Consider the following 22,126-nt stretch of genomic DNA (forward strand, 5'->3'; position numbering starts at 1 on the left):
CGCAGACGCAGGCGCCGCAACGGCCGTAGCGGCATGGGGAATATGCGACATGGGTCGAAGTTGATGACGTGGCGTACGGGCACCCCACCAAGTCGATGACGACAGTGCGGGGCGAAGAACGCAATTCGACTCCCACACACTTTGATCTGTCAGTGCTCTTCGCGTCTCTCGTACCAGGCTTGCGTACGGTTCACGATCCGCACCACGGACAGCATGACCGGTACCTCGATCAGCACACCCACCACGGTGGCCAGCGCCGCTCCCGAGTGCACGCCGAACAGTCCCACCGCTGTGGCCACAGCCAGTTCGAAGAAGTTGCTCGCACCAATCAGCGCTGACGGGCCGGCCACGCAATGCGCCACGCCCAGACGGCGGTTCAGAAGGTAGGCCAGGCCCGAAGTGAAATAGACCTGGATCAGGATCGGCACCGCAATCAGCGCGATCACCAGCGGTTGCTTCACGATCTGCTGGCCCTGGAACCCGAACAGCAGCACCAGCGTCAGCAGCAGCGCGGACAGGGACAGCGGGCCCAGCCGTCGAAGCGCGCGCTGCAGGCCCGCCTCGCCGCTGCGCGAAAGCATCCAGCGCCGCAGCAACGCGGCCACCAGCACGGGCACCACGATGTAGAGGCCAACCGACAACAGCAGCGTGTCCCAGGGCACAGTGATCGCCGACAGGCCCAGCAGCAGCGCAACCACCGGCGCATACGCGACCACCATGATCGCGTCGTTCAAGGCCACCTGGCTCAGGGTGAAGTTGGCATCACCGCGGCACAGGTTGCTCCACACGAACACCATGGCGGTGCAGGGCGCGGCCGCCAGCAGGATCAAACCGGCGATGTAGCTGTCGATCTGTGCTGCGGGCAGCCAGTCCGCGAAGGCATGGCGCAGGAACAGCCAGCCCAGCAGCGCCATCGAGAACGGCTTCACGGCCCAGTTGATGAACAGTGTCACGCCGATGCCCTTCCAGTGCTGCTGCAACTGGCGCATCGCAGTGAAGTCGACCTTCAGCAGCATCGGGATGATCATCAGCCAGATCAGCACCGCAACCGGCAGGTTGACTTTGGCCACTTCGGCGGAGGCCAGCACCGCGAAGGCATCGGGCAGGACGTGGCCCAGCAGCGTGCCCATCGCAATGCACAGCACAACCCACAGCGTCAGGTGTCGCTCGAACAGGCTCATGGCAGTGGCACCGTCATTGTGCGCCGTCGGTCGGCAGCAGCTGGCCGATCCGGTCCAGCGCGTGCTGCAGCGCTTCGCGTTCGGACCACACCGATTCGGGCAGTGCGAGCAGCGCACGCAGGCGCGTTTTCACGATGGCATGGGCCAGTGCGAAGGCCGCGGCCTTGTCGGCATCGCTGCCTGCCACGGCGGCCGGATCAGGCAGGCCCCAGTGGCTGCGGATGAAGTCACCGAACACCACAGGGCAGGCTTCGGCAGCGGCCGCGTCACACACGGTGATCACCAGATCCATCGGGGCTGCATCCACGAACTCATCCCACGACTTGCTGCGCAGCCCTTCAACGGGCATTCCTTCGGCCTGCAGCTGGGCGAGCGCGAAGGGATTGATCTGGCCAGTGGGCTGGCTGCCCGCACTGAATGCGCTGAAGTGATCGCCGCCCCAGGCGCGCAGGGTGGCTTCAGCCAGCACGCTGCGCGCGCTGTTGCCGGTGCAGAGGAACAGGACATTGCGGGTCATGTGGCTTCCGTGGTCAGTGAGTGGCTTGGACATGCACAGCGCGCTGGCCGGGCAGAGACGAGTGAACTCGGCAGAGCTGCGGATCGCCTCCGCTATCTGCGCGCGATCGCATCCGGCATAGCCGTGCCGCGCGAACCACGGGCCTGCCGACGTCGTCAGCAGCACCAGTTCCCTGACCTGCATGCGGCGGGCCATGTCCTCGGCCGCTGACAGCAACGCGCGCCCAAGGCCGGTATTGCGTCGGTCGTCGGACACCACCAGGGAGCGAAGCAGGGCCGACGCGCCGAAGATCTGCAATCCAACGGCACCCACGGGAACACCTTCGAGGTCTGCGACGAGAAACGCCACCTCGCTGCTTTCCAGATCGGCCACGGGCAACTGCGCCTGCCGCAGAAGGTCCCGGATGTAGGACAGGTCGTCGCGTTTGCCGGTACGAATCAACGGATCGGGTTTCATCTCAGCACCTGCATGCCGGTTCGTTCACCGTGCACCGCTCATCCGGGGAGCCCGCGCAGCAGTTGTGCGTCAGGTACTGGACCAAGCCGTTCATCGCATCGAAGTTGGCGCGGTAGCAGACGTGGCGGCCTTGGCTTTCGCTCTCCACCAGCCCGGCCTGCACCAGCTCCTTCAGGTGGAAGCTGAGCGTGGCTGGGGGTACCTGCAGGGCCGTGGCGATGTCGCCCGCCATCCGCCCTGCCGGGCCCGCCTCCACCAGCAGTCGGAAGGCAGCCAGGCGGGTGGCATGGCCGAGGGCGGTCAGGGCGGTGATTGCATTCGATGTTTCCATATTTCTAGAATAGTCGAATGAATGAGCCAATCACAAGCCTGGACCTGCCCAACCTGCTGGAATCGTCATTGCCCCAGCCCAATCATCACCAGCTCGCCGCGGCAGATCTGGGGCCGCCACGCATTCTCCTGCTCTACGGCTCGCTGCGGCCCCAGTCGTTCAGCCGCAAGCTTGCGCTGGAAGCCGAGCGGCTGCTGCGCCACCTGGGGTGCGAAACCCGGGTGTTCGATCCGCATGCGCTGCCGATGCTGGACAGCGTGGACAGGAATCACCCCGAAGTGCAGCGACTGCGCGAATGGTCACAGTGGTCGGAAGGGCAGGTCTGGGTCAGCCCCGAGCGGCATGGCACGGTCACCGGCGTGTTCAAGAACCAGATCGACTGGTTGCCGCTGGAAGATGGCAGCGTGCGGCCCACGCAGGGCAGGACGCTGGCGGTGATGCAGGTGAGCGGCGGCTCGCAGTCGTTCAATACCGTCAACACGTTGCGCGTGCTCGGCCGCTGGATGCGCATGCTGACCATCCCCAACCAGTCGTCGGTGGCCAAGGCCTGGCAGGAATTCGATGACGACGGCCGGATGAAACCCTCGCCGTACTACGATCGGGTGGTGGACGTGATGGAGGAACTGGTGAAGTTCACGCTGCTGACGCGGGGCCGGTCGGACTACCTGGTGGACCGCTACAGCGAGCGGAAGGGCGACGCGCACGCCGCGGCATTGGCGCGGGCTGCAGGGGCTACGGCTTCCTGAGTTCCAGCACGCGCGCTACCTGCTCGCGCGCTGCGCGCCCTTGCTGTTCTCGTCCTTTGCATCGCCACGGCTCTGCGCGAACGCCGGGAAGGTCTTCGCGATCGAATCCTTGTCCGGCAGGATGTAGAACACGCCGCCCTTCTCGAACGTGGAGTGCACGATCTGCTCGTAGAACGCCGGCGAGACGTTGATGCAGCCGTGGGTGACGCGGTTGTCGTCCGGCGTCGGCGTCGCCAGTCGTTCGGCGCGCTTTTCCTTCGGGGTGCCCGGCGGCAGCGGATGCATCGACACGGCGGAATCATAGTCCACCCACAGCACGCGCCCGGCATCGTCGGAGGGGCCATAGGCGCCGATGAAGCGGCCCGCAGGCGTGGTGCGGTCGTGGCCGGGAATCGCGCTCAGGGCAAGCTTGGCGACGCCGGGTGCGGAATGATCGCCGATGGCCGAACCGAACAGCGCCGGCGCGGCGCCGCGCAGCTTGCCGTCGCCGCCGAAGACCAGGACCTGCGCCGCGGCCTTGTCCATGATCGCGAACGGATAACCCTGATTGTCCTTGCTGGCGACCACCCAGCCGGCCAGCTCGATCACTGTTTCGGAGACGCTCTGGTCGGGCGGAAGTTCATCAACGGCGGCCGCCGGTGCTGCGGGTGCGTCCTTGTCCCTGGCGTTGGCTGCGCCGCTGCATGCAACGGCCAGTGCCATGGCCAGAGCGGCATGGAAGGCGCGGCGTGCAGGGGAGGAGGAGGTACGAATGGGAAGGCTCCTGGCAATGCAATCCTGGTGGAAGGAGGCCAGTGGCCGGCGAGGGCCACTGGTTCCCGATACAGAGGTGGATCAATTCAAACGGTGAGGGAGCGATCAGCCGCGCGGCTTGCGTCCGACGGGTGCCCTTTCAAGCTGCTGCACGCGGCCTTCGATCTGGTCCAGGCGCTGGTTGGCCTGCTGTGCCGACTGGTTGGCGGACTCGGCACTCTGTGCAGCGCCCTGCACCTTTACATCGAGCTGATCGAGGCGCGAGTTGATGGTTGCGAACTCGTCCTTGTAGGTGGCACAAGCGCCAAGGCTCACGGTGGCGATGAGCGCTACAGCAAGTGCGCGGGCCGTCTTCATGTGTTGCGGGTTCAGGTTCATTGCACTCCCTCCTTCGTCTGGGGAAGCTGGAATATAGCGGCGTTTGTTCCCCATGCTGACAGGCGCTTTCAGCTGAAGTTGGAAGACGTGGAAGGGTTGTGAAATATGTTCATCAGCAAAGCTTAACGAGTGAGATCAGGCGAGCTGATGTGCACAGAGGCGATGGCCTTGCCGTTGCTCGAATCGCCCAATTCATCAGCCTGAAGACGGCTTCATTCCTACCCGTTTTCCACTGGCCCACACGCCGGGCGCCATTCACTTGCGGCGAACAATGCCGGCGCACTTTCCGGACGCACCGTCAGCAGCGTGGCGACGGCACCAGCTTTGTCATCGGCGCGGGCAACGTAGTCAGCGGCAATGCGGTAGCCGATCCAGTAGCCAAGATCGCCGCGGCGCGTTTCGTCGCCCGCTCCGTTGTAGAGCCATTGCGACAGATCAGTACCAGCGCTGTCCCGGGCGAACTGGCGTTCCAGGGCGCATTCGCGGCCCTGCGTCCAACGACGCAGATGCGCGTTGGCCGGTTGCCCCGAGATCAGTTCGCCCACGTACTCGGCGCCGCCTTCAAGCAACGTCTGATAGAGCAGGGTGGGCTGCGCGACATCGACGCTCGCACCGGGCTGCTGCACGTGCACGTACTCATGGGCGATCAGGTGCACGAATCGATCGCCGATGTCGGGCTGCATCCAGTCGGCGTGGCACAGTGCCTCCAGTCCGATCACCACGCCGTCGGGCGTGGTGACACCGCCGCTGTTTCCCCGACCCACCAGCACGGTGACCGGCGGAAAACGTGCGGAGGGAAACAGCGTGCCCAACCGATCGAGTGCCTTGGCAACCCGCTCGCGGATCTCCGGCAGTGCCGTCGCACAGGTACGGGCTTTGGCAAACAGCGCAGGTTTGTGCTGGATCGCATCTGCAAGACGATCCATCGAGCCGATACGGCTGTCAGTGAAGCTGCGTAGTGCATCCGTACCCGCATGCAGATAGCCGCGCTGCAGATCGTCGGCATTCGGCTTCCCTCCGCTTGCATCCAGCACGCTGAAGAAGCGCGAGACATCGTCGGTCTGAATCACGACGCGCCCGGAAGGGCGGGTACGCTCGGCTGCGTTGGCTACCTGCAGCATCATCGGCAGGGCGAAGAGCAGCAAAGCCCGCACTGTGCGCCGGGCATGAAGCGGAAACAGCAGTGACGCGGTGGATGCGTGCGGCATGAGGAGTTCCCTGAACGCCAGCCTTATTTATACACCAGTCAGTTCAATATTCAGGGTCGATTAGACCCCCTAACGGATAATTCACACCTGTCGACCGCCTCCTCTCTCTCCCCCTCCCGGGAGGCGGCCGACGAAACCAAAATAATTAAAGGTGTGTCCCGATGAACAAGAATTCGCTGCTCGCCCTGGGCCTTCTGGCTGCCCTGCCGTTCGCTGCATCGGCAACCGATGGCCTGTCGTACAACTACGTTGAAGGCGGCTACGTGAACACCGATGCCAAGGGCGGCGACGCCGATGGCTGGAAGGTGAAGGGTTCCGTGGCGGTGCACCCGAACTTCCACATCTTCGGCGACTACAGCGCGCAGGAGACCGACACGTTCAAGAATGACGTCGACCAGTGGCGCATCGGTGCCGGCTACAACTACGGCATCGCACCGAACACCGACCTGGTGGCCCGTGTCGCGTACCAGAAGTTCGACATGAAGCACGGCCTGGACTTCAACGGCTACTCCACCGAAGTCGGCGTGCGCACCGCGTTCAACCCGTACGTGGAAGGCTACGTGATGGCCGGCTACGAGGACTACACCAAGAAGCACGGCATCAACCCGGACGGCGAGTTCTACGGCCGCGTCGGCGCCACCGCCAAGTTCAACCAGAACTGGGGCCTGAGTGGCGAAGTGAAGCTGGCCAAGGCCGGCGACCGCGAGTGGTTCGTGGGCCCGCGCTTCACCTGGTAACAAACGCCCGTCGTTAGAGCGTGTTGTGCTGGCGTGTGACTCTCTCTCTCTCCCACACGCCAACCGAAGCCCGGCCTCGCGCCGGGCTTCTTCTTTTGTGTGCGTCCGGAGAGTGCAGGGCCGCAGCAGTTCCATGTAGCGCGGGAATGCACGGTGCTGCTCGCAGGACGGAACGAGAAACGCTCCGTCGCCGGTCAGGCGGTTCCGCTATGATCCCGGCACGTCGCCATTGACGATGCACCCGCCTCAAGCCAGCAGGAACTGCCGTGAATTCCCAGCCCGCACCGATCACCGCCCTCAACCACACGCTCGACAACGAGCCGCAGCAGATCACCGCACCGCTTACCCATTCGGCGGCGTTTCTGGTGCTGAAGGTGAAGGATGACGAGGCGTCGATCGCCAAGGCACGCGAGGTGCTGGCCAGCACCGATGACCTGATCAAGAACACCGCCATCCGCGAGATCGAGCGAACCTTCACCTGCAACGTGGCCATCGGCCATCGCGTGTGGCAGCCGCTGGTGGGCTCCACGCCGCCACGCGAGCTGAAGCCGTTCCGCGAGATCAAGGGCGCGACCCACACCGCTGTGGCCACGCCCGGTGACCTGCTGTACCACATCCGCGCACGTACCATGGACCTGATCGTGGCGTTCGAGCGCAACCTGCTGATGGCCTTCGGTGATGCGGTGGAAGCGGTCGATGACGTGGCCGGCTTCCGCTACTTCGATGGCCGCGATCTGCTGGACTTCGTCGACGGCACCGCCAACCCGGAAGGACTGTCGCTGCCGGAAGCCACCATTGTTGGCGATGAAGACCCGGAGCATGCCGGCGGCAGCTACGTGGTGGTGCAGAAGTACCTGCACAACCTCGATGCCTGGCGCGCGCAGAAGACCGAGGCGCAGGAGGCGATCATCGGCCGCACCAAGCACGACAACATCGAGCTGGATGATGCGCCGGCCGATGCGCAGAAATCGCACAAGACGCTGTGCACCATCGAAGACGCCGACGGCGAGCACGAAATCCTGCGCGACAACATGCCGTTCGCCAACCCGGGGCGCGGCGAGTACGGCACCTACTTCATCGGCTACACGCGCCGCCTGTGGGTGATCGAGAAGATGCTCGAGCGCATGTTCATCGGCAATCCTGCGCCGCTGCACGACCGCATCCTCGACTTCTCCACCGCCACCACCGGCGTGACCTTCTTCGCGCCCTCGCGCAAGGTGCTGGCCGACCTGGGCGAGTGATCGCGCCGGGCCATCACGGCCCGCCATCTGCCTGTCATCTATGGCGCCGACCATGGCGCGCTGGATGGGAGCGCAGGAGGCAGGCGAGGGTCATGTCAGCAAACAGGACCGGCATGCGCCGCTGGTGGCGGCGTCTGGCTGCGGTGCTCGGCGCACTGGCACTGGGGAGTGCCGCGGCGTCCGCACACGAAGCCCCTGCGCACTGGATGGCCTACGCCACCGCCGTGGGTGGCCAGCTGCAGCAGCGCCTGCAGCAGGAGCAGGACCCGCAGGCGCAGCGCGTGGTGGAGTGGTTGCGTGCACACCCGGATACACCCACGCCGCTGCCGGTGAGCCTGTGGATTGCGGCGGACGGCCGCATCTCGAAGCTGGAGTTCGACAGCCTGGGTGACCGCGAGGTGGATGCGGACCTGCGCGCGACGTTGCAGGCCGCGCCGTTGCAGGCGGCTCCGCCGGCCGACATGCGCCAACCGCTGCGATTGGGTCTGGTGCTTGACCGGTAGATCCACGCCATGCGTGGATGGGCCTACCGGTGACCCTTCAGCCACGCATGGCGTGGCTCTACTGTGGATGGCCAGCGCACAGCCCGGCCATCCGCATCAACGAACCGGCGCCACCTGCGGTTCGCGCGCGGCCGCGCTCCATGCACGCAGGCCGAACACGGCCAAGCCCAGGAAAAACACGTACAGCGCGGCAGTTACGTGCAGCGACTTGAACAGGTACGCACCCACATAGACTACGTCCACGGCGATCCATACCCACCAGCAGGCGACGTGGCGGCGCGCCTGCCACCACTGGCCGACCAGGCTCAGTGCGGTCAGCATCGCGTCCAGCCACGGCAGCGCGGCATCGGTGAAGGTGTGCATGGCCGCACCCAGCGCCACGCCACCGCACAGGCCGAAGGCCAGGTCGCGCAGCAGCTTGCCTCGCGCCAGTGGCACGATGCGGATGCTGCCCTCATCGGCGGCGTGCTGGCGCCAGTTGAGCCAGCCGTAGACCAGGAAGCCACCGAAGGCGACCTGCAGCAGCGTGTCCGAGTACAGCTTGGCCTCGGCGAACACCAGGCCATAAAGCGTGACCGACAGCAGGCCCACCGGCCATGCAGACAACCGGCGCCGTGCCATCAGCCAGACGCCGAGCACGCTGCACAGCGCGGCGCTCCACTCGAGCATCACGCTGCTCACAGCGCGAACGTCACCGACAGGCGCGCCTGTCGCGGTGCGCCGGGGAACAGGTAATAGTCACCGCCGCTGCTGCCGGTATCGCGCCAATAGAAGCGGTTGAACACGTTGTCCACCGACAGGTTCCAGGTCACCGCACGCTCGTGCAGGCGATGCTGGAAACGCAGGCCGGCATCGAACACCGAGTAGTCCGGCGCGCGCACGGCGCCGTCGGCGCGCGCCACGTTGGCACCCGCATAGCGCCAGCCGCCAGTGACATCCAGGCCCTGCACGAACGGCAGTGCATAGGCCACGTGCACGCTGGCACGCACCTTCGGCACGTTCACCAGCTGATGGCCTTCATAGGTGGGCGTGCCGGTATCGCGCGCGCGCGCCTGCAGCACGCTGGCGCTGGCCACGATCTGCAGTGCATCGGTCAGCTGGCCGTTGGCGGTCAGCTCCAGGCCGGTGTGGGTCTGCGTGCCTTCCTCGACGAAGGTGTAACCCACATCGCTGTTGTCGGGCTTGGCGTACTGGTACGGCTGCGAAATGCGGAACACCGCCGCACCCAGGGTCAGCGCTTCGACCGGCACGTACTTCACGCCCACTTCCAGCTGGCGCGACTGTACCGACGGCAGGAAGGTGTCGGCGTTGCTGGTCCAGAACGGCGCTTCCTGGCCCAGCGAAATGCCGCGCACGTAACTGGCGTAGGCGTTGAGCTGGTCGGTGGCTTTCCACACCACCGCAGTCTGTGGCAGGAAGCGCGACAGGCGGCTGTGCCGCTGCGGGATGCCGCGCTTGTCGTAGGCGCGCTCGTCCAGGCGGACGAAGCGGCCACCGGCCAGCCACTGCCAGTCGTCACCGAAGCTGATCCGGTCCAGCGCGAAGAACGCGGCCTGGCGACTGTCCAGGCGCCGTGCGGAGGGGCCCGGCATCTTCGGCGACGGCGCGAACACCGGCACCGGTGCCTCGTGGATGTTGCTGGTGCCGACGTACTCGTTGACGCTCGGGCGCCTGTCCACGGTGCGGCGGAAGTAGTCGGCACCGACGGTCAGCTGGTGGCCGATGCTGCCGGTCTCGAAGCGGCCACGCAGTTCGGCACGGGCCTGCTGGTTCTGGCGGGTGTCGTCCGGGCTGCGGTAGTCGTAGATGTCATAGTCGCCGTTGGGCGCGAAGTAGTTGCCCGGCACGCTGCCATCGGCACATTGCGCGGCGTAGTAGCAGCCGTAGGCGAAGGCGACGTTGTCGTCGATCACCGAGCGGCTGTGGCCGACCGAGACGCGCGACTGCCAGGCCTCATTGAAGTCGTAGGTGTGCAGCGCGGTGATGTTGGTGCTGGCGATATCCACCGGGCGCTGCCACGGCTGGTAGCCGAGCAGATGCTCGCGGTCGACACCGCGCGGCAGGTCACGCGCGCCCAGCAGCTGGTAGCCGGACACCGAGCGCTGCGCGCTGGTCTGGTAGTTGGCATCCACTTCCAGCTTGCCGCGCTCGCCGATTAGCCAGTCGGCGGCCAGCGAGTAGAAGTTGCGGCGGCCATCGGCATGCTCGACGTAGGAATTGCTGGAATCCCATGCGGCATTCAGGCGCAGGCCGAAGCGCGGGGTGATCCAGTGGCCGACATCGATGGCGACGTAGCGCGAGCCTTCCGAATCGGTGCCGAGCGTGGCGGTGCGCACTTCGGCCGGGCGCTTGCCGATGTAGTTGATGATGCCGCCCGGCGCCATCACCCCTGCCGCCAGGCCGGCTTCACCCTTGAGGATCTCCACCGACTGCACGTTCTCCAGCGCCAGGCGCTGTTCGCCGGCGATGGACAGGCCGTTGAAGCGGTAGCCGGTGGCGGCGTCCAGGGCGAAGCCGCGGATGGCGATGTTCTGGTAGTAGCCCACCGGCGCGTAGGCATCACCCAGCGAGGCATCATTGCTGGCCAGCTCGGACAGCGAACGTAGCTGGCGGCGGTCGAGATAGTCGCGCTCGAGCACGTTCACCGAAGCCGGCGTGTCCTTCCAAGAACCGCCACCGAAGGCGTTCACGCGCGAGGTATCGGCCTTCGGCTTGCCGGCCTGCACGCGCACCGCCGCCAGTTCGGTCGGCGAGCGCTCGGCGCCGGTGGCAGCCGCATCAGGGGATGCCTCGGCCTCGCTGGCGTGCAGTGGCAGCGCAGCGCAGAGGGCGAGGGAGAGCAGGGTGGGGCGCAGGCAGCGGTTCATTCGGTTCGTCTTCGGACAACAAGGGAGACGAAGCGACGGCGCGCAGGTGCACTGACCCATGACGGGGGTGTGGCTGCGGCTCAAAGCTCCCTACGCCGGTGCAAACCGGATCAGGTTCCAAGGGACTCTCTCAGCCTGGCAGATCCAGGCACCCCCGCTTCAGGTGACCATTTCACTACAAATGGTACGGATTTGCGAGCGCCACCCAGGGTCAGATCCCTTTCCTGCGGAAAGGGATCTGACTCCAACGCTGCGTCAACCGGATCACGCGGCGGCGTGCAGGGCCTGCAGCAGTGCCTGCCCCGGGGCGGCATGGAACCACGCCGGATGGCCAAGCATGAAGGGCTGCCACGCCACGTCGGCATTGGCGGTCGAGCCGGTGACGCCCTCGAAATACTCCACTTCGGACAGTGCGAAGTCGAAATGCACCATCGGCAGCAGGTCGGCCAGCAGGTGCACGCGTGCCGCCGACAACGGCAGCACCTCGCGGTAGCCATCGAGCAACGCCAGCGCGATATCGACGCGCACGGCCTCCATGCCGCGCGCCAGCTCCAGCCATGCCACGGCGTTGCGCTCGATGGCGGTGGCCAGGTCGAACAGTGCGCTGGTGGGCGAGGCCAGGCCGAAATCCAGCACGGTGCTGACCTGCCCGTCGCGCCACAGCAGGTTGGAGACATGCCAGTCGTTGTGCGCCCACAGCCGTGGTTCGTCGCGCAGGCGCTCGGCCAGGCCCGTGTGCCACGGCAGCACGTCGTGCTGCAGCTGCGCTTCCCACGGAATGCGCTCGAGATAGCGGGCCAGGCCGGGGCGCTCGTGCAGCCCTGCCTTGATTGCCGCCACCGGATCGTCGGCGCGGATCAGATCATCGCGCGCGACCAGCAGATGGGTGCTGCGCTGGGGCGCGCGGTAGCCGTCGGCAGCACGGTGCAGCTGGGCCAGCATGCGTCCGGCTTCACGGGCCTGCGCGACGTCGGTCAGCAGCGACCACGACACCGCGTCGCGGTACAGGTCGTCGCCTACGCCGACGTCGTGCAGTTCAAACGTCCATTCGCCGTGTTCGACTGCGGTGTGACCATCGGTCGCTGCCAGCACCTGTGCCACCGGCACGCCAGCAGCGTCGAGATGGGCGATGAAGCGGTGCTCTTCCTCCAGGCAGGCCGCGTTGCGCACGCTGTGGTGATGGCGCTTGATGAACACCGCGCCGCGCGTGCCATCGACGATGGCGGCAGCCGACAGCGGTCGCGGGCTGTGCCAGCGCGGTTGGCTGCCGCTGTGCAGCTGCGGATAGCACTGCCGCAACCACGCGATGTCCGCCGCGCTGATCGGTGGCCAGTCGGCAGCGACCTCGTCGTTGTTGAGGCCCTGCACGCGGTGGGAGGAAGACGTCATGCCGCAGCCCGAGAGGGGAAAGTCACATCCAAGGCTGCGCATTCAACGCCATGCGCGCGGCCAACGCAAACGGGCGGGTCATCGACCCGCCCGTCCCTGCCATCGGCAGGGTAACGCCACCGTGCCGCTTACCAGCCGCGATGGCGACCGCGGTCGTGGTAGTAGCGGTTGTCGTAGTAACGCTCGCGCTGCCAGCGGCGGTCGTCGCCACGGTTGTAGTAGCCGCTGCGGAAGTAGCCACGATCGTATCAGCGGTCGTAGCGGTTGTCGTAGTAGCGATTGTCGTAATAGCGACGGTCGCGGCGGTCGGAGGTGGTCAGATTGCCGATTGCGCCACCGGCCACGGCACCGCCGACGGTGGCCGCAGGGTCGCCGTTGGAGAGCAGGTTGCCGGCCACGCCACCGACCACGGCGCCGACCAGGGTGCGCTTGTCCTTCCTCGACATCGCGCTGGCATCGCTGGCCACGGCGACACCGGCAACCAGTGCCAGGGCCATCGCCAGACCACGGAAGCTGAGTGTGGAAGTACTGAGCATGTTCGTTCTCCTGTGAGGTGCATGCCACGCTGGGCAGGGAGGGCGCGGGGCGCCCCGGCTGCCGTGATGTCCACGCTGGCGTTCCAACATTGCCGGAACATTGCCTGGTGCACCGAGCGGCTTGCGCATTCATCTAGCGGCAGGCGGCATGAAGCAAGGCTGAAAGCGGCTGCGGCCGCTCAGCTGGCGGAAAGGAAAAGGGCCGCGGAGGTGGCCCCTCCCTTCTCTGCCAAGGCGTTGGCATGTCCGACGCCCATCGCTTTCTGGGCCTGCCGCGCCTGCTCCTGCGGGGTCTCCTGCTGCGGCTGCAGCACGTCAGGCGCGCTCTGTACCGCACCGCTGCGAAGCGCCAGGCTCTGCCCGCTGGCGGCCCGCGCCTCCACGGTGACGCGGCTGGCGGCCGGACATGCGCCGGTCGATTCCTTCGACCTCGCATTGTTGCCGGTGCGATTATGTGAATCGCGTGTCATATTTTCCCGTCACGCAGATAGTCGAACAATTCGGCATCGCCCTTCAGCCCCAGCTTGAGCATCGCATCGCCCTTCTGCCGGCTGATGGTGCTGACGCTCTTGTGCAGCAGCAGCGAAATCTCCTTGACCGTCATGCCGGTGCCGAGCAAGCGCAGCACCTCCACCTCGCGCGGGGACAGCGGCTTGCCGTCGCCCTCGCGCATGCGCCAGCTGCCGGCCGCCTCCACCCGTTCGCGCAGGCTGCGGCTGATGTAGGGCTGGCCGCGGTAGACCGACTGGATGGCCTGTGGCAGTTCGTCCATCGACGAACTCTTGTCGACCAGGCCGAGCACGCCGCTGTCGAGCACCATGCGCAGGATCGCCAGGTTGCTGGAGACGCTGAGCATCAGCACGGGCAGGTCGGGATGGCGGCGGCGGATCATGCCGATCATGGCGAAGCCGTCGGCCTGCGGGCTGCCCGGCATGGAGTAGTCGGTGACCAGCAGGTCACAGGGCTGGCTGGCGAGCAGGGTCATCAGCGCCTGCGCGCTGTCGGCCTCGCCGACCACGCGGCCGACGCCGCTCGACTCGATGACGGCGCGGGTACCGATACGGACCACGGGGTGATCGTCTGCGATGATGATGCGCAAGCTCATGCTCTAGTATGGCCATCGGGCACGCCGGACCGCGACCATCGCGGTCCCTGGCAGGATTCTAGGAGATCGACGCAGATGCGTAGGTGGGCTGTTCGCGGGCTGCTCCTGCTGCTGGCGGTGCTGGCGCTGCCCGTGGCCCAGGCACAGCCGGCCCCTGGCCTGCTGCCGCTCAGCCCGTTGCAGCGCGAATACCTGGTGGCGCATCCGACCATCGTTGTCGGGCAGTATGACAGCGGCTGGCCGCCCTTCGAGTCCCTCCGTGATGGCGAGCAGGTCGGGCTGGGACCGGACTACCTGTCGCATCTTGCTCGCCAGCTCGGTGTGAAGGTCGAGGCGCGCCGCTATCCGGACTGGACATCCGTGCTGGATGCGGCATGTCGTGGCGAGATCGACGTGGTGATGAATGTCGGCCTCAGTGCCGACCGCACCCGCTGCATGGTCTATACCGCCGTCTACAGTGAGGCGCCGCTCGCACTGGTGGGCCGGCCCGATGACCTGCGTGCCTCCGACATGCCGGACCTGGATGGGCTGAGGGTGGTGATCGAACAGGACTTCCTGACCGGTCCGCAGGTGCGCGCCCGATTCCCGCGTGCCCGCCAGCTTGTCGCAAACGACACGTTGAGCGCATTGCAGATGGTCAGAGACGACAAAGCGGACGTCTACATCGGCAATGCCTTCGTCGCCACCGAGCTGATTGCCAGCCGGCGCCTGCAGGGCGTGGCGCTGTTGCGGCCAAGCGACCTGCCCCCTGAACGGTTGCACTTCGGCATTCCCAACAGCAAGCAACCCCTGGCCGAAGCCCTGGACCTGGCGCTGGCCGCGACCAGCCAGGCCCAGCGCGATGCCCTCGCACAACGCTGGTTGTCACCGCCGCACTGGTCGGCATCGGCGCAGCTGGCGCTGAGCCAGGCCGAGAAGCGTGTGCTGGAGCAGCCGCTGATGATCGGTTTCGCGCCGAATGCCGCGCCCCTGTCGTTCACCGGCGAGGATGGCCGGCCCAGTGGCCTGGCCAGCGAGTACCTGCAGCGCCTGATGCAGGCCGGTGCCAACCTGAAGGTCGAGAACAGCCACGACTGGTACGAGGTGCGTGAGAAGGCCCGCCGCGGTGAACTGCAGGCGGTGATGGGCATACCCGTTGATTCGCGCTACCTGGGCCCGGACTGGGTGTTCAGCCAGCCCTTCATCAGCGTGCCGAACGTGATTGTGGTCAGGAGCGATGGCGAGTCGCTGCTGGGCCTGGCCGACCTGCAGGGCAAGCGCGTGCTGCTGTCCGACCCGGAGCGCGTGCGTGGCTATGTGCAGCAACAGGCGCCGCAGGCCCGGATCATTGCTGCGCGGAGTGCCGAGCAGGCGCTGCAGCGCCTGCTTGAGGGTGAAGCCGATGCCTATGTCGGCAACCTTGCCGTGGTCGATCACCTGCTGCGCAGTCGTTTCCCGGGGCGGATGCAGGTCGCGGCTCCGGCCGGTTTCAACGACCAGCTGGCGCTGGCAGTGGATCGACGCCACGCGGCCCTGGCCACGACCTTCGATCGCCTGCTGCTGCAGATGACCCCACGCAAGCGCGAGGCGCTGCGCAGCGCCTGGCTGGCGGTGGAGTACCGCAATGGGGTCGACTGGAGCAATCTGCTGCGGTGGGGCGTGCCCGTGCTGATGGTGCTGCTGACCGCACTGCTGGTGCATGGCGTGGGCCATTGGCGGCTGCGCCGTGAGGTGGCAGGACGCCGCCAGCTGGAGCAGCGCCTGGCCGAGGTGACCGACAACCTGCCGGCGGTGGTCTACCAGGCCCGCCGCGATGCCGATGGCACGCTGAGCTTCCCGTTCATCGCCGGCGACCTGCCTGCGTTGTTCGGCATCACCCGGCAGCAGGCCGAACAGGATGCGAGGGTGTTGCTGGAACGCGTCGAGCAGGAGGACCGCGCGCGCATCCTGCATTCGATCGAGCAGGCCGCGCACCAGTTCGCGCCGTTGATCCTGGAGTTCCGCCTGCGCAGCGACGGGGAAGGCGTGCGCTGGGTGCGCAGCCAGGCCCATCCCTACGCCGCCGAAGAAGGCGCGGTGATCTGGAGCGGGTACTGGGTGGATGTAAGCGAAGCCCGGATGCAGGCCGATGCACTGGCGGCGGCGAAGGCGGACGCCGAGCAGGCCGCTGAGGCCAAATCGCGTTTCCTGGCCACGATGAGCCACGAGATCCGTACGCCGATGAGCGGCGTGCTGGGCATGCTGGAGGTGCTGGCGCACTCACCGCTGGACAGCGAGCAGCAGCGCATCCTCGGCGTGATCGAGGATTCGGCGCAGATGCTGCGGCAGATCCTCGACGACATCCTCGATTACTCGCGGCTGGAAGCGGGTGCACTGCGCCTGGAGCCGGTGCCGCAACCGCTGCGGCCCCTGCTGGAAAGCGTGTGCCGGTTGATGTCGGCGCAGGCCAGTGCACGCGGGCTGGAGCTGCACGTGCAGATCGACCCTCAGCTGGCGGCAGCGCACGAAGTGGATGGCGTGCGCCTGCGCCAGATCGTGTTCAACCTGCTCAGCAATGCCATCAAGTTCACTGCACGCGGCGAAGTGCGGCTGCAGCTGGAGGTACTGGGCCCGACCGCCGAAGACGGCAGCCAGCCGCTGTGCCTGAGCGTCACCGACACCGGCACCGGGATCGCACCGGAACAGCTGCGGCACCTGTTTGCGCCGTTCACCCAGGCCGGTGCCTACATCCAGCGCGACCATGGTGGTACCGGCCTCGGCCTGAGCATCTGCCAGCGCCTGGTGCAGATGATGGGCGGCGAGCTGGAGTTGCACAGCACGCTGGGCGAGGGCACCCGCGCCGAGGTGCGGCTGGCGCTGGTGGAGGCAGGCAGGGGTGACGTTGAAGCGCTGGTTGCGGAGCAGGAGCAGGCGGCGCTGCTGCCGCCGGCGCTGCGCGAGGCACGCGTGCTGGTGATCGAGGATCACCCGACCAACCAGGCGATGATGGCGTGGCGGCTGCAGCAGCTGGGCGTACCCCATGTGCTGCTGGGCGATGGCCAGCAGGCACTGGACCGCTTGTCATCGGAGGCCTTCGATCTGGTCATTACCGACTGCCGCATGCCGGTACTCGACGGCTTCGGTTTCACCCGCCTGCTGCGCGAGCGCGAGGGCCGTACCGGCCAGCCGCGGCTGACGGTGCTGGCGCTGACCGCCAGCGTGCTGGACGACGATGCGCGCCGCTGCCGCGAGGCCGGCATGGACGAGGTGCTGGCCAAGCCGCTGTCGCTGGCCACGCTGCGCACCGCGCTGCTGCGCTGGCTGCCGCAGGCACAGGGTCAGTCGTTCGATGCGCCCGTGCAGGAGACTGTCGCCGACGACGCTGAAGTGCTGCCTGATCTGGCCACCCTGCAGCAGCGCTATGGCTCGCGCGCCGTGGCCGAGCAGCTGCGCGACAGCCTGCTGCAGGCCAGTGAAAGTGATCTGGCGGCGGTGCAGCGCGCCGTGCGGGCCGGTGACCGCGAGACTGCGGCGCTCCACCTGCATCGCCAGGCGGGCGGTCTGGGGGCGATCGGGGCAAGCGCACTGGCCGGGCAGGCCAACGCGCTGGTCGAGCGCCTGCAGGATGCGACCGAGGCCGATCCGGCACCGGTGTTCGCCGCTGTAACGGCGTTCGTGGAGCGCCTGCAGCACCAGCTGCAGCGACTGGGTCACTGAGCCGACTGCTGTTGCAGGTAGGCGATCACCAGCGCGCGGCGTTCGGCGCTGGGAAAGGCGTTGTACATGCGCGTGCCGGGCACCACGTGGGTGGGCGACTGCAGGAACGCGTCCAGGGTCTGCGCGCTCCAGGTGATGTCGGCGCGACGCATGCCGTCGGAATAGCCGTAATCGGGCAGGCTGCCGGCGCGACGGCCGATCACGCCGTGCAGGTTGGGGCCGAAGCGGTGGATGCCGCCAGGCTGCACGGTGTGGCAGCCTGCGCACAGTTCGAACGCGCGCTGCATGGCCTGCTGCCGGGCCTGTTCAGGCGTGGCCGGCGCCGCAGGCGGGCGCTGGCAGGCCGTGGCAAGCAGGGCCACGGCAACGGTGGTGAGCAGGCGGGAGGCACGCATGGGCGGGCAGGATAGCGGTGCGGTGGAGCGGCCGGGCTGCGACACGTGGTCGCAGCCCGGGGCGATCACATGCCCGAGTAGTTCGGGCCGCCGCCGCCCTGCGGGGTCACCCAGACGATGTTCTGGGTCGGGTCCTTGATGTCGCAGGTCTTGCAGTGCACGCAGTTCTGCGCGTTGATCTGCAGGCGCGCGTTGTCGGCGTCGCCGACGAACTCGTACACGCCGGCCGGGCAGTAACGGGCTTCGGGACCGGCGTACTCGGCCAGATTCACCTTCACCGGAATGCTCGGATCCTTCAGCGTCAGGTGGCTGGGCTGGTTCTCGTCGTGGTTGGTGCTGCTCAGGAACACCGAGCTGAGACGATCGAAGGTCAGCACGCCATCGGGCTTGGGGTAGGCGATGCGGGTGTGCTGCGACGCCGGCTCCAGGCAGGCGTGGTCCGGCTGGGTGCGGTGCAGGGTCCACGGCGGGTTGCGCACGCCCAGCTTCGGCAGCAGCCACTGCTCCACGCCGGTCATCAGCGTGGCAACGGTCTGGCCCTTCTTGAACCACTGCTTGAAGTTCTTGGCCTGCTGCAGTTCGGTGAACAGCCAGCTGGCTTCGAACGCCTTCGGGTAGGCGCTCAGTTCATCGTGCTGGCGATCGGCGGCCAGCGCGTCGAACGCGGCGTCGGCGCACAGCATGCCGGTCTTGATCGCGGCATGGCTGCCCTTGATGCGGCTGGCGTTGAGGTAGCCGGCCTCGCAGCCGACCAGCGCCCCCCCGGGGAACACCGTCTTCGGCAGCGACAGCAGGCCGCCGGCGGTGATCGCACGGGCGCCGTAACCGATGCGGGTGCCGCCCTCCAGGTGCTTGCGGATGGAGGGATGGGTCTTGAAACGCTGGAACTCCTCGAACGGGCTCAGCCACGGGTTCTTGTAGTCCAGGCCGACCACGTAACCAATGGCGACCTTGCCGCCGTCGGCGTGGTACAGGAACGCGCCGCCGTAGGTGTCGCTGTCCAGCGGCCAGCCAGCCGCATGCACCACCAGGCCCGGCTCATGCCTGGCCGGGTCGATCTGCCACAGCTCCTTGATGCCGATGCCGTAGGCCTGCGGGTCCTTGCCTTCGTCCAGTTTGTAGCGGGCGATCAGCTGGCGGCCGAGGTGGCCGCGCGCACCTTCGGCGAAGATCGTGTACTTGGCGTGCAGCGCCATCCCACGCTCGAAGGCCGGACCGATGCTGCCGTCCTTCTCGATGCCCATGTCGCCGGTGGCCACGCCGATCACCTCGCCGTTGTCGCCGTACAGCACTTCTGCAGCGGCGAAGCCCGGGAAGATCGCAACCTCCAGCGCCTCGGCCTGCTGCGCCAGCCAGCGGGTCACTTCGCCCAGGCTGATGATGTAGTTGCCTTCGTTGTGGAAGCACTCCGGCAGCAGCGCGTTGGGGGTGCTGCGCGCGCCGGTCTCGCTGAGGAACAGGAATTCGTCGCGGGTGACCTTCTGCTTCAGCGGAGCGCCGCGCTCGGCCCAGTCCGGGAACAGCTCGGTCAGCGCGCGCGGATCCATCACCGCGCCGGACAGCACGTGCGCGCCCGGCTCGGAACCCTTCTCCAGCACGCACACCGACAGCTCGCGGCCGGCTTCGATCGCGCGCTGGCGCAGCCGGATCGCGGTGGCCAGGCCGGCGGGGCCGGCACCGACGATCACCACGTCGAATTCCATTACTTCACGCGGGGGCAGGGCGTTGGCTTCAGCGCTCATCGATTGCATGACTCGTGGGTAGGGCCGGCATCGGGGCCACCGGCGGTGCCTGGGAATCGCGCGTGCGGCCACGGGCGAAACGGTTGTTTGAATGTGTCAGGGTACCGGTACGCGCGTGATCGAGCTAGATCAGCGATGTTCACACCACGATTGCTGCATTGCAGCGTAGTGCTGCAGCTCTGGTGGGTGCCGACCTTGGTCGGCACGCTCTGCCCGGATGACCGACAATGGCCGGGTCCTGACTGCGCGTGAGTGCCATGGCTTTGCATCCGTACGATCTGTTCGATGTCCGTTCCCTGCTCAACGAGGAAGAGCGCGCAGTGCAGGAGAGCGTCGCCCGCTTCACCAACGAGCGCGTGCTGCCGATCATCGGCGATGCTTTCGACCAGGCCCGCTTCCCCGACGAACTGGTGCCGGAGATCGCCTCGTTGGGCCTGCTGGGCGCGACCCTGCCGACCGAGTACGGCGGCGGTGGTCTCGGCGCGGTCAGCTATGGCCTGATCTGCCAGGAGCTGGAGCGCGGCGATTCGGGCCTGCGCAGCTTCGTTTCGGTGCAGAGCTCGCTGTGCATGTATCCCATCTACGCGTACGGCAGCGAGGAACAGCGCCAGCAGTGGCTGCCGGCGATGGCACGCGGCGAACTGATCGGCTGCTTCGGCCTGACCGAGGCGCACGGTGGGTCCGACCCGGCCAGCATGAAGACCCGCGCGGTGCGCGACGGCAGCGACTGGCGCATCAGCGGCAGCAAGATGTGGATCACCAGCGGCCCGGTGGCCGACCTGGCCATCGTCTGGGCACAGACCGAGGACGGCATCCAGGGCTTCGTGCTGGAAAAGGGCATGGCCGGCTTCACGACGCAGGAGATCAAGCACAAGATGAGCCTGCGCGCGTCGCTGACCGGCGCGCTGTTCTTCGATGACGTGCGCGTGCCCGACAGCCATCGCCTGCCGAACGTGAAGGGCCTGAAGGGGCCGCTGGGCTGCCTGACCCAGGCCCGTTACGGCATCAGCTGGGGGCCGATCGGTGCGGCGATTGCCTGCCTGGATGAAGCGCTGGGCTATGCCAAGGAGCGCGTGCTGTTCGGTCGCCCGCTGGCCGCCACGCAGAGCGCGCAGATCAAGCTGGCCGAGATGGCCCGCCGGATCACCACCGCGCAGTTGCTGGCGCTGCAGCTGGGCCGGCTGAAGGAAGCCGGCCAGCTGCAACCGCAGCAGGTCAGCCTGGCCAAATGGAACAACTGCCGCATGGCGATCGACATCGCCCGCGAGTGTCGCGATCTGCTGGGTGGGGCTGGGATCACCACCGAGCACGTGGCGATCCGACACGCGCTGAACCTGGAATCGGTGATCACCTACGAGGGCACCGAGACCGTGCACCAGCTGGTGATCGGCCGCGAACTGACCGGCATCAACGCGTTCTGAGTGCACCGGTAGTGCCGGCCGCTGGCCGGCATTGCGGGTAGGGTGGGCGGCAAGGGACGCCTATCCGGAGATGCAAGCTGAATGAAGAACAATTCCGCTGTGAGGCAGCTGTTGTGCCTCCCGCTGCTCTTCCAAGCCTCCGTGCTGCAGATGGCATGGGCAGGCAACAGGGATGGGGCATGGGCAGGCAGTTATTCGCAGGCGAGCGATCTGTGTACCGAACCGGGCAGCGGACGTAGTTGCCGCGATGGGTTCAGGGACAGCCTGTCGATTGTCGAAGAATCACTGGGCTATACGGTTGAGCTGCACAGTACCCAGGCGATGCAGCACGTCTGCTCCTTCGTGCTGCATATGAAGCCAGAAGGCGGAAAACTGATTCATCAGTCCGAACCAGGCACAGTGGCTATCGAGAAACATGCAGGTGTACTGAGAGTCTCATCCGGCGGGATCGACCCGACGGCAACGGGCTTGGGCATGTGCGGTGCGCATGCCGATATTGATGGCCTGGAGTTTTCTTCTGTGGGCAATCGCACGCGTTCCGGACAACGCGATGGCGCGCGCCCCTGATTGATCCAGGCGGAACGCATCCACGCATGGCATGGATCTACTGCGCGGCTGTTGGGTCCGCCTTGAAGCGAGCCGAGCACCGCAGGTCCGGCGGGGGCGAAAAGGCGCGGGTGTCTGAGCGCAGCGAGTTCCGCGCCGTCCCCCGGCGGGCCGAGGAGCGCAGGGTACCGGTGCGCAGCACCAGCTCGCAGACGGCGGCGCGTTTCTTTTGGTTACTTTTCTTTCCGCGCGGAAAGAAAAGTAACGCCCATGAACGCATGCGCCCGCCACAGCAACAATCAGGCAGAAGAGAGACGCGTGGCGCTACGCGCCACCGGCAAACCCATGCTGCCGCCACGCCTCGTACATCACCACCGCAACGGTGTTGGAAAGATTGAG

At 66.8% G+C, this 22,126-nt stretch carries 20 protein-coding genes, 3 pseudogenes and 1 riboswitch; of the genes and pseudogenes, 7 read left to right on the plus strand and 16 right to left on the minus strand.

Going from position 1 to position 22,126, the window contains the following annotated elements:
- Positions 1-149 precede the first annotated feature (149 nt).
- The 4 genes and pseudogenes from arsB to A7X97_RS15465 all read right to left on the minus strand — a co-directional run bounded on the left by arsB (position 150) and on the right by A7X97_RS15465 (position 2,485).
- The gene (arsB, locus tag A7X97_RS15455) at positions 150-1,181 is read right to left on the minus strand and encodes an ACR3 family arsenite efflux transporter (RefSeq protein WP_088496693.1); all 1,032 of its coding nucleotides are present in this window, start codon (positions 1,179-1,181) and stop codon (positions 150-152) included.
- A gap of 13 nt (positions 1,182-1,194) precedes the next feature.
- On the minus strand, positions 1,195-1,698 hold the full coding sequence (locus tag A7X97_RS22155; protein WP_043034987.1) for an arsenate reductase ArsC: 504 nt from the start codon (positions 1,696-1,698) through the stop codon (positions 1,195-1,197).
- Positions 1,699-1,734: 36 nt separating this feature from the next.
- Positions 1,735-2,154, minus strand: a pseudogene (gene arsN2, locus A7X97_RS22160) (arsenic resistance N-acetyltransferase ArsN2); the annotation flags it as partial.
- 1 nt (position 2,155) lies between these two features.
- Positions 2,156-2,485, minus strand: a complete 330-nt coding sequence (locus A7X97_RS15465) for an ArsR/SmtB family transcription factor (protein ID WP_065178712.1) — start codon at positions 2,483-2,485, stop codon at positions 2,156-2,158.
- A 17-nt stretch (positions 2,486-2,502) separates the two neighbouring features.
- On the opposite strand from A7X97_RS15465, the gene arsH reads away from it, so the two are divergent.
- Positions 2,503-3,231, plus strand: a complete 729-nt coding sequence (arsH, locus tag A7X97_RS15470) for an arsenical resistance protein ArsH (RefSeq protein ID WP_065185559.1) — start codon at positions 2,503-2,505, stop codon at positions 3,229-3,231.
- A 15-nt stretch (positions 3,232-3,246) separates the two neighbouring features.
- Here arsH and A7X97_RS15475 read toward each other — a convergent pair whose 3' ends face one another.
- The 3 genes from A7X97_RS15475 to A7X97_RS15485 all read right to left on the minus strand — a co-directional run bounded on the left by A7X97_RS15475 (position 3,247) and on the right by A7X97_RS15485 (position 5,570).
- On the minus strand, positions 3,247-3,933 hold the full coding sequence (locus A7X97_RS15475) for a L,D-transpeptidase family protein (RefSeq protein WP_088496695.1): 687 nt from the start codon (positions 3,931-3,933) through the stop codon (positions 3,247-3,249).
- A 156-nt stretch (positions 3,934-4,089) separates the two neighbouring features.
- The gene (locus A7X97_RS15480) at positions 4,090-4,362 is read right to left on the minus strand and encodes a hypothetical protein (protein ID WP_005420910.1); all 273 of its coding nucleotides are present in this window, start codon (positions 4,360-4,362) and stop codon (positions 4,090-4,092) included.
- A gap of 218 nt (positions 4,363-4,580) precedes the next feature.
- Complete coding sequence (locus A7X97_RS15485; RefSeq protein ID WP_245885034.1) at positions 4,581-5,570, minus strand: DUF2268 domain-containing putative Zn-dependent protease; 990 nt, start codon at positions 5,568-5,570, stop codon at positions 4,581-4,583.
- Positions 5,571-5,731: 161 nt separating this feature from the next.
- On the opposite strand from A7X97_RS15485, the gene A7X97_RS15490 reads away from it, so the two are divergent.
- The 3 genes from A7X97_RS15490 (at position 5,732) to A7X97_RS15500 (ending at position 8,051) form a co-directional block, all read left to right on the plus strand.
- Complete coding sequence (locus tag A7X97_RS15490) at positions 5,732-6,307, plus strand: OmpO family porin (protein ID WP_049465985.1); 576 nt, start codon at positions 5,732-5,734, stop codon at positions 6,305-6,307.
- Between the two features lie 266 nt (positions 6,308-6,573).
- Positions 6,574-7,548, plus strand: a complete 975-nt coding sequence (locus tag A7X97_RS15495; RefSeq protein ID WP_088496696.1) for a Dyp-type peroxidase — start codon at positions 6,574-6,576, stop codon at positions 7,546-7,548.
- A gap of 92 nt (positions 7,549-7,640) precedes the next feature.
- Positions 7,641-8,051 carry a hypothetical protein gene (locus A7X97_RS15500; protein WP_088496697.1) on the plus strand — a complete coding sequence of 137 codons (411 nt, stop codon included), beginning with the start codon at positions 7,641-7,643 and terminating at the stop codon, positions 8,049-8,051.
- A gap of 96 nt (positions 8,052-8,147) precedes the next feature.
- Here A7X97_RS15500 and pnuC read toward each other — a convergent pair whose 3' ends face one another.
- The 6 genes and pseudogenes from pnuC to A7X97_RS15530 all read right to left on the minus strand — a co-directional run bounded on the left by pnuC (position 8,148) and on the right by A7X97_RS15530 (position 13,948).
- Entirely contained in the window at positions 8,148-8,720 is a 573-nt protein-coding gene (gene pnuC / locus A7X97_RS15505) for a nicotinamide riboside transporter PnuC (RefSeq protein ID WP_088496711.1), read from the minus strand.
- Between the two features lie 8 nt (positions 8,721-8,728).
- Complete coding sequence (locus A7X97_RS15510) at positions 8,729-10,918, minus strand: TonB-dependent receptor (protein ID WP_111008157.1); 2,190 nt, start codon at positions 10,916-10,918, stop codon at positions 8,729-8,731.
- A 70-nt stretch (positions 10,919-10,988) separates the two neighbouring features.
- A riboswitch (TPP riboswitch) is annotated at positions 10,989-11,084 on the minus strand.
- A 98-nt stretch (positions 11,085-11,182) separates the two neighbouring features.
- The gene (locus tag A7X97_RS15515; RefSeq protein WP_072167329.1) at positions 11,183-12,307 is read right to left on the minus strand and encodes a phosphotransferase enzyme family protein; all 1,125 of its coding nucleotides are present in this window, start codon (positions 12,305-12,307) and stop codon (positions 11,183-11,185) included.
- A 128-nt stretch (positions 12,308-12,435) separates the two neighbouring features.
- Positions 12,436-12,843 (minus strand): annotated as a pseudogene (locus A7X97_RS15520) (glycine zipper 2TM domain-containing protein).
- A 179-nt stretch (positions 12,844-13,022) separates the two neighbouring features.
- Complete coding sequence (locus tag A7X97_RS15525) at positions 13,023-13,313, minus strand: hypothetical protein (protein ID WP_088496699.1); 291 nt, start codon at positions 13,311-13,313, stop codon at positions 13,023-13,025.
- Positions 13,310-13,948 carry a response regulator gene (locus A7X97_RS15530; RefSeq protein ID WP_005420808.1) on the minus strand — a complete coding sequence of 213 codons (639 nt, stop codon included), beginning with the start codon at positions 13,946-13,948 and terminating at the stop codon, positions 13,310-13,312. Before A7X97_RS15530 ends, A7X97_RS15525 begins: the two co-directional genes overlap by 4 nt.
- Before the next feature lie 75 nt (positions 13,949-14,023).
- Here A7X97_RS15530 and A7X97_RS15535 point away from each other — a divergent pair, with 75 nt between their 5' ends.
- Positions 14,024-17,623, plus strand: coding sequence for an ATP-binding protein (locus A7X97_RS15535; protein WP_111008158.1), 3,600 nt, complete (start codon positions 14,024-14,026; stop codon positions 17,621-17,623).
- Here A7X97_RS15535 and A7X97_RS15540 read toward each other — a convergent pair.
- Together A7X97_RS15540 and A7X97_RS15545 are read right to left on the minus strand one after the other, a co-directional pair.
- On the minus strand, positions 17,617-18,018 hold the full coding sequence (locus tag A7X97_RS15540; protein WP_053497753.1) for a c-type cytochrome: 402 nt from the start codon (positions 18,016-18,018) through the stop codon (positions 17,617-17,619). The genes A7X97_RS15535 and A7X97_RS15540 overlap by 7 nt on opposite strands.
- 65 nt (positions 18,019-18,083) lie before the next feature.
- On the minus strand, positions 18,084-19,760 hold the full coding sequence (locus A7X97_RS15545; RefSeq protein ID WP_069138112.1) for an electron transfer flavoprotein-ubiquinone oxidoreductase: 1,677 nt from the start codon (positions 19,758-19,760) through the stop codon (positions 18,084-18,086).
- 257 nt (positions 19,761-20,017) lie between these two features.
- Between A7X97_RS15545 and A7X97_RS15550 the strand changes: the two genes are divergently transcribed.
- Both A7X97_RS15550 and A7X97_RS21745 read left to right on the plus strand, forming a co-directional pair.
- The gene (locus tag A7X97_RS15550; RefSeq protein ID WP_024956299.1) at positions 20,018-21,181 is read left to right on the plus strand and encodes an acyl-CoA dehydrogenase family protein; all 1,164 of its coding nucleotides are present in this window, start codon (positions 20,018-20,020) and stop codon (positions 21,179-21,181) included.
- A gap of 81 nt (positions 21,182-21,262) precedes the next feature.
- Positions 21,263-21,748, plus strand: coding sequence for a hypothetical protein (locus A7X97_RS21745; protein ID WP_143592516.1), 486 nt, complete (start codon positions 21,263-21,265; stop codon positions 21,746-21,748).
- 303 nt (positions 21,749-22,051) lie between these two features.
- Here the strand turns inward: A7X97_RS21745 and A7X97_RS22165 are convergent.
- A pseudogene (locus A7X97_RS22165) lies at positions 22,052-22,126 on the minus strand (tRNA (uridine(34)/cytosine(34)/5-carboxymethylaminomethyluridine(34)-2'-O)-methyltransferase TrmL); the annotation flags it as partial.

It is taken from the genome of Stenotrophomonas sepilia (assembly GCF_003244875.1).
GTDB classification, from domain to species: Bacteria; Pseudomonadota; Gammaproteobacteria; order Xanthomonadales; family Xanthomonadaceae; genus Stenotrophomonas; species Stenotrophomonas sepilia.

Bases quoted from the DNA above. Each gene is read 5' to 3' on its own strand.
- A7X97_RS15490 (WP_049465985.1), top strand. From the start codon at position 5,732: ATGAACAAGAATTCGCTGCTCGCCCTGGGCCTTCTGGCTGCCCTGCCG.
- A7X97_RS15545 (WP_069138112.1), bottom strand. From the start codon at position 19,760: ATGAGCGCTGAAGCCAACGCCCTGCCCCCGCGTGAAGTAATGGAATTC.
- A7X97_RS15540 (WP_053497753.1), bottom strand. From the start codon at position 18,018: ATGCGTGCCTCCCGCCTGCTCACCACCGTTGCCGTGGCCCTGCTTGCC.
- A7X97_RS15485 (WP_245885034.1), bottom strand. From the start codon at position 5,570: ATGCCGCACGCATCCACCGCGTCACTGCTGTTTCCGCTTCATGCCCGG.
- arsB (WP_088496693.1), bottom strand. From the start codon at position 1,181: ATGAGCCTGTTCGAGCGACACCTGACGCTGTGGGTTGTGCTGTGCATT.
- A7X97_RS15465 (WP_065178712.1), bottom strand. From the start codon at position 2,485: ATGGAAACATCGAATGCAATCACCGCCCTGACCGCCCTCGGCCATGCC.
- A7X97_RS15525 (WP_088496699.1), bottom strand. From the start codon at position 13,313: ATGACACGCGATTCACATAATCGCACCGGCAACAATGCGAGGTCGAAG.
- A7X97_RS15515 (WP_072167329.1), bottom strand. From the start codon at position 12,307: ATGACGTCTTCCTCCCACCGCGTGCAGGGCCTCAACAACGACGAGGTC.
- A7X97_RS15475 (WP_088496695.1), bottom strand. From the start codon at position 3,933: ATGGCACTGGCCGTTGCATGCAGCGGCGCAGCCAACGCCAGGGACAAG.
- arsH (WP_065185559.1), top strand. From the start codon at position 2,503: ATGAATGAGCCAATCACAAGCCTGGACCTGCCCAACCTGCTGGAATCG.
- A7X97_RS21745 (WP_143592516.1), top strand. From the start codon at position 21,263: ATGAAGAACAATTCCGCTGTGAGGCAGCTGTTGTGCCTCCCGCTGCTC.
- pnuC (WP_088496711.1), bottom strand. From the start codon at position 8,720: ATGCTCGAGTGGAGCGCCGCGCTGTGCAGCGTGCTCGGCGTCTGGCTG.
- A7X97_RS15535 (WP_111008158.1), top strand. From the start codon at position 14,024: ATGCGTAGGTGGGCTGTTCGCGGGCTGCTCCTGCTGCTGGCGGTGCTG.
- A7X97_RS15530 (WP_005420808.1), bottom strand. From the start codon at position 13,948: ATGAGCTTGCGCATCATCATCGCAGACGATCACCCCGTGGTCCGTATC.
- A7X97_RS15550 (WP_024956299.1), top strand. From the start codon at position 20,018: ATGGCTTTGCATCCGTACGATCTGTTCGATGTCCGTTCCCTGCTCAAC.
- A7X97_RS15500 (WP_088496697.1), top strand. From the start codon at position 7,641: ATGTCAGCAAACAGGACCGGCATGCGCCGCTGGTGGCGGCGTCTGGCT.
- A7X97_RS15510 (WP_111008157.1), bottom strand. From the start codon at position 10,918: ATGAACCGCTGCCTGCGCCCCACCCTGCTCTCCCTCGCCCTCTGCGCT.
- A7X97_RS22155 (WP_043034987.1), bottom strand. From the start codon at position 1,698: ATGACCCGCAATGTCCTGTTCCTCTGCACCGGCAACAGCGCGCGCAGC.
- A7X97_RS15480 (WP_005420910.1), bottom strand. From the start codon at position 4,362: ATGAACCTGAACCCGCAACACATGAAGACGGCCCGCGCACTTGCTGTA.